Source organism: Streptomyces sp. NPDC001450 (assembly GCF_053597295.1).
Map to the genome: position 1 here is coordinate 123,894 of NZ_JBSFHY010000028.1, position 9,061 is coordinate 132,954.

The window sequence follows — 9,061 nt, forward strand, 5'->3', positions numbered from 1 at the left end:
TTCATCAGAACATCAACGCGCCACGGGCGGAGGTCCACCACTTCGCGAACCTCATACACATCATGAGGAAAGTACGCAAATCGCCCAACCCGAAAGTGAGGGGACATGACCCAGAACAAGGTCATGAAGCTGTGGACCGCCATCGTCACCGCCTTCCTCGCGCTGTGCACGGCGCTCGGACTCGTCACCGCCACCACCGCGACGGCCGCGCCCCGGACCGAGAGCCCGCGGAGCACCACCGCGCAGCGGACGATCCCGACGATCCCGGCGATGCACCACTGGGCCTGGTCCCATGGCAAGTCCCTGCCCCCCACGATGAAGCAGCGGATCCGGGCCGAGGCCCACGGAAAGTCCCCCAGCTGCCGGCACCGCCCCCTCGACGAGACGGAAGCGCAGACGGACCCGGCGAACCAGTCCACGGAACCCCTCGACTGCTGAGCCGCACGGCAGCACGCAGGACCGCAGACGTTTCGACTTCACGGCGACTTGCGTACGCACCAGTCGACACGGACAGACCCCCGGCCGGGCCCGGCCGGGGGTCTTGCGCTGTTCCCGGGACCACGACCGCCGAGTCGTCAGGTCCTCTTCAGGAGTCGTAGCCTGGACCCGTGTCCAGGGCCCACGAGGAGATCGCGGACGACAGGCCGCACAGGCGCGACACGTTCGTACGGCGTCCTCGCACCCGGGTGGTGCGCGACAGCAGCCGTCACCAGTGGGAGAAGGACCGGGCCCGGCAGCCCCGGACCACCCGGGCCGCGACCGGCGTCACGGAGCACGACACCGGTCTGGTGCCGGCCGACCTCGTCTTCCTCGCGCGGTACCGCACGATCGAGGCACCCGGACCGCTGGCCGGGGTATTCGGCGTGGCCGAGGGGACGGCGCTCCTCGAACGCAGCTACCGCACGCGGTGCGCGGCGGAGTCGGCCCCCTTCAGCCTCGTCACCTCCTATCTCCTGCACGCCGTGGCGGCGGCCAACCCCGACCTCCTGGACGTGTCCAAGGAGCCCTGGCCCGGCGGCACCCACCACCAGCTCGCCACCGTGGGCGTGGAGATCGACCGCATCGAGGAACGTTTCACCGCGCGCCCGCCGACCCCGGAGGAGACCCGGGAGCTCGAGCTGCCGGCCGGAACGGCGGTGATCCTGATCCGGAAGACCTCGTACGACACCCGCGGCCGGGTCGTGGACGTCTCCGACGTCGTGCTCCCCGGCGACCGTACGGAACTGCTCTTCACCACTCGTCTGGAAAGGTGGTGAATGCCGCCGTGCCCCGGCGCATCACCGTAGTCACCGCTGTCCACGCCCCGTCCGCCCGCTTCCTGCCGGAGGCCTACAAGTCCCTGTGCGAGCAGGCGCTTCCGGACGGCTGGGAGTGGGACTGGGTGATCCAGGAGGACGGCGCGACGGACGCGGTCCGCCCGTACGTCCCGGACGACGAGCGGGTGGGCTTCCGTCAGGGCCGGCCGGGCGGGCCGGGCATCGCCCGCACGATCGCGCTGGCGCACGCCGACGGGGAGTACGTGAAGGTCCTGGACGCCGACGACCAGCTCCCGCCCGGCACCCTCGCCCGCGACCTGGCCGTGCTGGAGGCCGACCGCACGATCGGCTGGACGACCTCCCGGGTTCTGGACCTGCTGCCCGACGGCTCCACGGCCGGCTTCCCCGGCGACCCGGACGACGGCCCGGTCGAGCGCGGCGCCGTCCTCCGTTTCTGGAAGGAGAACGGGTTCCGGGCCCCGGTCCATCCGGCGACGCTCTTCGTCCGCCGGGACCTGCTGACGGCCCTGGGCGGCTGGATGGCCCTGCCCGCCTCCGAGGACACGGGCCTGCTGCTGGCGCTGAACGCGGTCAGCCGCGGCTGGTTCTCCGCCGAGGTGGGACTGCTGTACCGGAAGTGGGAGGGGCAGGCGACCGGGCAGGCCTCGCACGTCGACCCGGCCGAGCGGGAGGCGCGCATGGCCGTGGCGGAGGCCAGGGCGCGGGCGCTGGCGGACTTCGGGTGGACCTATCCCGCCGGCGGCTGACCGGGGCGGCGCGGCCTGCTCTGTCTCATTCGGTGAGCACGATGGCCTGCGAGGGGCACTTCTCGGCCGCCTCGCGCACCTGTGGATCATCCCCGGCCCCTTCCCGGCCGGGCCGGACGACGCCGTACTCGTCCTCGAACGCGAAAACGTTCGGGGCCCGGTGCGCGCACTCGGCGGAGCCGTAGCACACGGTGCGGTCGACGGAGACCTTCATACGTCCTCCAGCCTCGAGTGACTTTCAGGACGTCACTGCCCTGTGGGCCGCCCGGTGAACCGGTGCTTCCTAGCCGCGCTGCGGCGCGCCCGCGGCGGCGAGCCAGTGGGCGACCCGGCGGACCGTCGGTTCGTCGAGCCGGTCGACCAGCGCCCGCACCGCCTCGGCGTCCTCGGGGGAGAGGTCGTACAGACCCGCCTTGCTCAGGCCCGCCATGAGCACCTGGTGGCGGCGGTCCGACATGCGCTCGGCGAGCTTGACCGGCTCCCGGGGGCGTTCGGGGGACGGCTCGGGCGCGGACGGCCTGGCGGCCGGGGTGTCGAAGCGGTGCCAGGCGCCGTCCTGCGGGCCCCACACCGCGACCGTCATGTCGTCTCCGCGCGCGCGTACGGTCTGGGCCATGTCTCCCACGGCGTACAGCACGGGGGTTCGGTCGGGGGACTCCGCGCCCAGCCGCCAGGCGTCCTGGGAGGGCTGGTAGAACATCGCGACCCAGCGCGGGACACCAGGAGGTTGCGGGCAATCAGGACGATTCACCATGGCACTCACCCCTTCGGGAACGACAGGCGGGCCGACCTTAGCTGACGAACCGTCAGGTTTCCAGGGCGATCCGCGGCGCGCTTCTGGCCTCTTCACGGCCGGCATGGCACCCTGCCCGCGCCCCGTCCCCGACAGCACACGGAGCCGTCTCGGCAGAGGGAGACCGAAGATGAGCGGACTCGAAGAGGCAGTGACCAAAACCGCGGCGTCGGCGGCGCTGAGAAAGATCCACGCCGACCGCGCCCGCAGTGCGTACGACCGTGCCGTCGCCACCTGCCGCCACGCCGGTGTCACCCAGGAGGCCGCCCAGCTCGTGCCGACGAGCCCCGTCGGCAGGGCCGCGGCCGCGCTGCGGCTGTCGGCCGGATCGCTCGACGCGCTGGCGGCGAGCGCGCCCGATCCCGCGGCGGACGCCCGCTGCGCCCGGAACGCCGCGGCGGCGGCCGCTCTGGCGGCCCAGGTGGCCGCGTCGCACAACACCACCGGTGCCGCCTCGGCCCTGCGCGCCGCCCTGACCGCCTCCCAGGCGGCGGCTGCCGCCGCGGGCGGCACGGCACCCGGCCGGAACGCGGCACTGAACGCCACGGCCGACGAGGCCGAACACCACGCCGTCACCGCCGCCCGCGCGGCGGGGTGGATCGGGTAGCTCGTGCGGGAGGTACCGGTACCCGGCCCGTCCGGCACCGGCCCCTCCCCACGTGGGGGCCGGTGCCGAACGGAGCGGGTGTCGTAGACCCGTGCCGCGTCGGCGTGTCGGCACGGACCGAAGTGCGTGTCCGTGATGTCGCTGGATGTCGTCGATGTCACCGGCGCCCTCGGCGAAGTTGACCGAGAACGTTCGGCGCCCCGGCCGTCTCCGGGAGCGCTGAGCCGGTGGCCTGTCCGGACGTGTGTGATGAGGCGGATACCGCGTCGTGATCCTGCCATTTGTCGTCCACGACGAGGAGGTTCCAGTCTCCGGACCGCGATGTAACCGCAGGTCAGCCGTATAGGGTGAGTTTTCCGGTCCGGACGTCCAGACACGGGGGGAGTAAGGGGTGGGACCTTGGGTTCCGACTCAGGGGCACGCGTGGCCTTCGCCGAGCGTCTCGCGCTGCTCTACAAGGAGGCGGGCAACCCTCCCCTCAAGAGCGTGTCCGAGGCGGTCGTACGGCTGCAGCGCGTGGACGAGCGCGGGCGCCCCGTTCGGGTGTCCGCCCAGCGCATCAGCGACTGGCGGCGGGCCAAGAACGTACCGGCCCAGTTCGCCGCCCTCGCGGCCGTCCTGCAGATCCTGATCCCGGAGGCCCGGCGCGCCCGGCCCGTTCCCGTCTCCAGCGGCCTGTACGACCTCGCGCAGTGGCAGCGCCTGTGGGAGCGCGCGCTGGCCGACCCGGCCGGTGAGCGCCCCGCGATGCCCCCGGAGGAGAACCGGCGGCCGCCGGCCGAGGCCCCGCCCGTCGCCGGCGGTGTCTGCCCCTACCGGGGACTGGCCCCCTACCGCCAGGAGGACGCCCGCTGGTTCTTCGGGCGGGAGCGGAGCACGGAGGCCCTCGTGGCCCAGCTGCGCGCCGCGGAGCGGTCGGGCGGCCTGATCATGCTCGTCGGCGCCTCGGGGGCCGGGAAGTCGTCGCTGCTGAACGCCGGCCTGGTGCCCGCGGTGGAGAGCGGCGCCCTCGGGGACGGCAGCGGCCGGCCGAACGCCGTGCTCCAGCTCGTGCCGGGTGCCGATCCGCTCGGCGAGCTGACCGGCCGCATCCCGGAACTCGCCTCCCTCGCCGCGAAGGCGCGCCAGGCCGAGGAGGAGGCCGCGGAGAACCCGGCGGCGCCGGGATCCGACGCCCCGCACTTCGCCGAGGCGGTACGCGAGGCGGTCACGGCGTGGGCGCACCGGGAGGCACCCTCGGACGCCGAGGACAAGGGCACGTCCGGCGACGCCTCCACGGCCACCCCTGCGGACACGTCCCCCGCGCCCCATGCGGACACGTCCCCCGCGCCCCCTGCGGACGCGTCCCCGGCCACCCGCCCGGTGATCATCGTCGACCAGTTCGAAGAGACCTTCACCCTCTGCCCCGACGAGACCGATCGCCGCACCTTCCTCCAGTTCCTGCACGCGGCCTGCACCCCGCCCGCGGACTCCCCCGGACCCGCCCCCGCCGTCGTGGTCCTCGGCATCCGCGCCGACTTCTACGAGCAGTGTCTGGTCTATCCGGAGCTGGCCGACGCGCTGCAGCACCGGCACATGGTGCTCGGGCCGCTGACCACGGCCGAGCTGCGCGAGGCGGTGACCGGGCCCGCCAAGGCCGTGGGACTGGAGCTGGAACCGGGGCTGGCCGAGCTGATCGTGCGGGAGGTGAGCGCCGACGGCCCGCGCGGGGCGCACGACGCCGGAGTGCTCCCGCTCCTCTCCCACGCCCTGCTCGCCACCTGGCAGCGCCGCAAGTCGGGACGGCTGACCCTGGCCGGCTACCGCGCGGCCGGCGGCATCCAGGGCGCGGTCGCGGCGACCGCCGAGCGCGCCTGGTCCAGCCTCGACCCCGCCGCCCGCACGGCCGCCCGGCTGCTCCTGCTGCGGCTCGTCCGGCTGGGCGAGGACACCCAGGCCACGCGCAGGCGCGGCACCCGGCGCCAGCTGGCGCAGGAGGCGGCGGACCCGGGCAAGACGGAGGAGTCGCTCGAGGCGCTGGTGCGCGCCCGGCTGGTGACGCTCGACGCGGAGACCGTGGAGATCACCCATGAGGCACTGCTGCACGCCTGGCCGCGGCTGCGCCACTGGATCGACGAGGACCGCAGCGACCATCTGGTGCGCCAGCAGCTGGAGGAGGACGGCCGCGCCTGGGAGGCCTCGGACCGGGACAGCTCGCTGCTCTACCGCGGCTCCCGCCTGGAGCAGGCCCGTGGCTGGGCGAAGTCCGCCGGGGACACCTATCTGACCCGCAGCGCGGTGCAGTTCCTGGCCGCCTCGGTCCGGCTGCGCAAGCGCACGGTTCTCATCAGCCGCGGGGCCGTGGCGGCGCTGGTCGTCCTCGCCGTGCTCGCCGCCGGTTCGGCGGTGGTGGCGTGGCAGCAGCGGGACGACGCCGTGTTCGAACAGGTGCTCGCCGAGGCGGACCGGGTCCAGCACACCGACCCCTCGCTGGCCGCCCAGCTCGACCTGGTGGCCCACCGCCTGCGGCCCGGCGACGAAGGGACGTACAGCCGCCTGATCTCGATCGTCAACGCGCCCCTGGCCACCCCCCTGCTCGGCCACACCGGCGCCGTCTACCTCACCTCCTTCAGCCCCGACGGCAAGACCCTGGCCACGGCCAGCTACGACCGGACCGTCCGGCTGTGGAACGTGGCCGACCGCGGCCGCCCCAAGCCCCTCGGCAAGCCCCTCACCGGACACACCAGCTGGGTGAGCAGCGCGGTCTTCAGCCCGGACGGACACACCCTGGCCAGCGCCGGCGACGACGGCACCATCCGGCTGTGGGACGTGCGCGACCCCGCCCACCCGACACCGCTGGGCCGGCCGCTGACCGGTCACACGGGCACGATCTACCTGGTCGCCTTCAGCCCCGACGGACACACGCTGGCCTCAGCGAGCGAGGACCGCACCGTCCGCCTGTGGGACGTGGCCGACCCGGGCCGTCCCAAGCCGCTGCGCACGCTGGGCGGCCACACGGCGGCGGTGCGCTGCGTGGCGTTCAGCCCCGACGGGCGCACCCTCGCGGCGGGCGGCGACGACGACACGATACGGCTGTGGAACACCGCCGATCCGAGGCACCCCAAAACCCTGCCCACAGTGCTGGCCGGCCACACGGACATCGTGCACTCGGTCGCCTTCAGCCCCGACGGGCGCACGCTCGCCAGCGGCAGCGCGGACGACACCATCCGGCTGTGGAACGTGTCCGACCCCGCGCACGCGGCACCGATCGGCTCACCGCTCACCGGGCACACCGGCCCCATCTGGTCGGTGGCCTTCAGCCCCGACGGCGGTCGGCTCGCCGCGGCCAGCGCGGACAGCACGGCGAGCCTGTGGAACGTCAGCGATCCGGCATCCCCCTCGCAGGTCGGCGAGCCGCTCGCGGGCAGCAGCGGCGAGATGTTCGCCCTGGGGTTCAGCCCCGACGGGCGCACCCTGGCCACCGGCAGCGGTGACGGCAAGGTCCGCCTGTGGTCGATCCCGACGTCGGACATGATCGGCCGCAGCGCGGCGTTCCGGCCGGACGCAAAGGTGCTCGCCACGGCCGCGCGTGACGGCAGGGTCCGGCTGTGGAACGTGGCGGCGCCCGACCGGCCCGTGGCGCTGGGCAAGCCGTTCATGCGCGCGGACGGCGGCCACCGTTCGATGATGTTCTCCCCCGACGGCCACACCCTCGCCGTACTGAACGGGATGGGGACGCTGTACCTGTGGAACGTCACCGACCCGGCCCGTCCGGTCCCCGCCGGGCCGCCCATCGCCCTGCGCACCCGCTTCGCGGGCTTCCACACGGTGGCGTACAGCCCGGACGGCCACATCCTGGCCACCGCCTACGAGGACCGCACCATCCAGCTGTGGAACGTCACCGACCCCTCCCGTACCGTCCCGCTCGGCAAGCCGCTCACCGGCCACCGGGGCTACGTCAACGCCCTCGTCTTCAGCCGGGACGGCCACACCCTCGCCAGCGGCAGCGCGGACCTCACCATCCGGCTGTGGCACGTGACCGACTCCGGCCATGTCACCCGGATCGGGCATCCGCTCACCGGGCACTCCGGCCCCGTCAACGCTCTCGCCTACAGCCCCGACGGCCGCACCCTGGTCAGCGGCAGCGACGACGACACCGTGCGGCTCTGGAACGTCACCGACCCCCGGGCGGCGACCGCGCTCGGCTCCCCCCTCACCGGCCACACCGAGGCGGTCACCTCGCTGACGTTCAGCGCGGACGGCCAGACCCTGGCGAGCGGCGGCGACGACAACACGGTCCGGCTCTGGAACGTCGCCCGCCCTTCGTCGGCCACACCCATCGGCCAGTCGATGAGCCCCTACGCCAAGACGGGCAACTGGCTGTCCTTCAGCCCCGACAGCCACGTCCTCGGGGTGTCCAGCGGCGCCGACACGATCCGCCTGTGGCGCCTGGACGCCGACGGGGCCATCCGGCACATCTGCTCGGTGACCAGGGACGTTCTGACCCCGCAGAGGTGGCACGAGTACCTCCCGCGCCTGTCGTACGACCCCCCGTGCGCCGACTGACCGATCAAGATCAGCCAACTACCCCAACCAACAGGCCCGTTATCTCCCGCAAGCGGCCCAACCTTGTTACCCTTGGCCATAGCCCGATCGCTGGTGCATCCCCCGTCGCCAGCGGTCGGGCCTTTTTCTGCCCGCCGTACATGTGTCCGCGCCTGCGGGTGTCAGGTGTTGATGTCAGCGGGCCGGCCGCTCCTTCCCGCGTTCGTTCCCGCTTCGCGGCATGCGGGTGAAAACAATGCGCACTGCGGCATGGATGATGCCACCTGGGCATACATTCGTATGTTTTCCCTACAAACAGGCCTAGAGCCCGTTTTCGCTGGAGAAGGGAGCATACCGGGTGAAACAGAAGCGCAGGGTTGCCACCTCGCTGGCCGCCGCGGTCGCCATGACGTTCGTCGGAGTCGGAACAGCACAAGCTGCGAGCCAGCCCGGGGCAGCAAACGGCACGACCCCCCGCGCGGGCATCGCATCCACTGGCGGGTGCGACCACGACCACGACCACAACTGTCCGAAGCCCAAGCCCAAGCCGGTGCCGACGGGATGCTTCGACATCGACTCGGCAGTTCAGGATCCGGACAAGTACCTCTCGGTGGTGTGCGACGGGCGGGTGTACGTCCTGACGGTCAGAGAGGCGCCACCCTCGGCTCCTCAGCCTGTGGGCGACTGGCAGTTCGTGGGCGGTCCCACCAACGTCATCGACGCCACGCTGGCGACGCGCGACAACGAGGTCTACGTCAGCGTGCTGACCGCGGACGGCGAGGTATTCCAGGGCGTGTGCACCGCAACAGAGCCGCTCACGGTGCCGTGCACCTTCACGCAGATGCCCACGCCTCCGTGACCAGACGTCAGGCGGACCCCAACCGGACTGCCGAGCTGACCGCGGGTTCCGTGTGAACAAGACAACGGCCCCTGACCGCTTGCCTGGTCAGGGGTCCACCCGCTGGAAGATCCGCTCATCGGTTGATGTCAGCCGTTGATGCCAAAGGCCCCCAACCATGACTTCCGTTCTAGTGGTCGTCGCAACACCCCAGCTCAGGGGATGCGATGGACTTCGAGATTCGGGATGAGCGGAAGCCTCAGGGGCCCCGCAGGT

The 9,061-nt window shown here is 72.6% G+C and carries 8 protein-coding genes; 6 read left to right on the forward strand and 2 right to left on the reverse strand.

From position 1 onward, the window contains the following. The first annotated feature begins 105 nt into the window (after window positions 1-105). From ACWC5O_RS28280 to ACWC5O_RS28290, 3 genes are all read left to right on the forward strand, one after another. The gene (locus tag ACWC5O_RS28280) at window positions 106-438 is read left to right on the forward strand and encodes a DUF6344 domain-containing protein (protein WP_450589899.1); all 333 of its coding nucleotides are present in this window, start codon (window positions 106-108) and stop codon (window positions 436-438) included. 170 nt (window positions 439-608) lie between these two features. Then, window positions 609-1,256 (forward strand): UTRA domain-containing protein, encoded by a 648-nt coding sequence (locus tag ACWC5O_RS28285; protein ID WP_450589898.1) that lies wholly within the window; start codon window positions 609-611, stop codon window positions 1,254-1,256. Between the two features lie 8 nt (window positions 1,257-1,264). After that, window positions 1,265-2,023 carry a glycosyltransferase family 2 protein gene (locus ACWC5O_RS28290; protein ID WP_450589897.1) on the forward strand — a complete coding sequence of 253 codons (759 nt, stop codon included), beginning with the start codon at window positions 1,265-1,267 and terminating at the stop codon, window positions 2,021-2,023. 25 nt (window positions 2,024-2,048) lie between these two features. On the opposite strand, the gene ACWC5O_RS28295 is transcribed toward ACWC5O_RS28290, so the two are convergent. Both ACWC5O_RS28295 and ACWC5O_RS28300 read right to left on the reverse strand, forming a co-directional pair. Further along, window positions 2,049-2,237, reverse strand: coding sequence for a ferredoxin (locus tag ACWC5O_RS28295; RefSeq protein WP_450589896.1), 189 nt, complete (start codon window positions 2,235-2,237; stop codon window positions 2,049-2,051). Window positions 2,238-2,306: 69 nt separating this feature from the next. Beyond that, window positions 2,307-2,777 (reverse strand): hypothetical protein, encoded by a 471-nt coding sequence (locus ACWC5O_RS28300; protein WP_450589895.1) that lies wholly within the window; start codon window positions 2,775-2,777, stop codon window positions 2,307-2,309. 169 nt (window positions 2,778-2,946) lie between these two features. Between ACWC5O_RS28300 and ACWC5O_RS28305 the strand changes: the two genes are divergently transcribed. From ACWC5O_RS28305 to ACWC5O_RS28315, 3 genes are all read left to right on the forward strand, one after another. Further along, on the forward strand, window positions 2,947-3,423 hold the full coding sequence (locus tag ACWC5O_RS28305; RefSeq protein WP_450589894.1) for a hypothetical protein: 477 nt from the start codon (window positions 2,947-2,949) through the stop codon (window positions 3,421-3,423). A 399-nt stretch (window positions 3,424-3,822) separates the two neighbouring features. Then, window positions 3,823-7,968, forward strand: a complete 4,146-nt coding sequence (locus tag ACWC5O_RS28310) for an nSTAND1 domain-containing NTPase (RefSeq protein WP_450589893.1) — start codon at window positions 3,823-3,825, stop codon at window positions 7,966-7,968. Window positions 7,969-8,305: 337 nt separating this feature from the next. Further along, complete coding sequence (locus ACWC5O_RS28315; RefSeq protein WP_450589892.1) at window positions 8,306-8,806, forward strand: hypothetical protein; 501 nt, start codon at window positions 8,306-8,308, stop codon at window positions 8,804-8,806. Window positions 8,807-9,061 lie beyond the last annotated feature (255 nt).

Excerpts from the sequence above, each read along its gene's own strand:
- ACWC5O_RS28300 (WP_450589895.1), bottom strand. The coding sequence starts at position 2,777 with ATGGTGAATCGTCCTGATTGCCCGCAACCTCCTGGTGTCCCGCGCTGG.
- ACWC5O_RS28280 (WP_450589899.1), top strand. The coding sequence starts at position 106 with ATGACCCAGAACAAGGTCATGAAGCTGTGGACCGCCATCGTCACCGCC.
- ACWC5O_RS28295 (WP_450589896.1), bottom strand. The coding sequence starts at position 2,237 with ATGAAGGTCTCCGTCGACCGCACCGTGTGCTACGGCTCCGCCGAGTGC.
- ACWC5O_RS28305 (WP_450589894.1), top strand. The coding sequence starts at position 2,947 with ATGAGCGGACTCGAAGAGGCAGTGACCAAAACCGCGGCGTCGGCGGCG.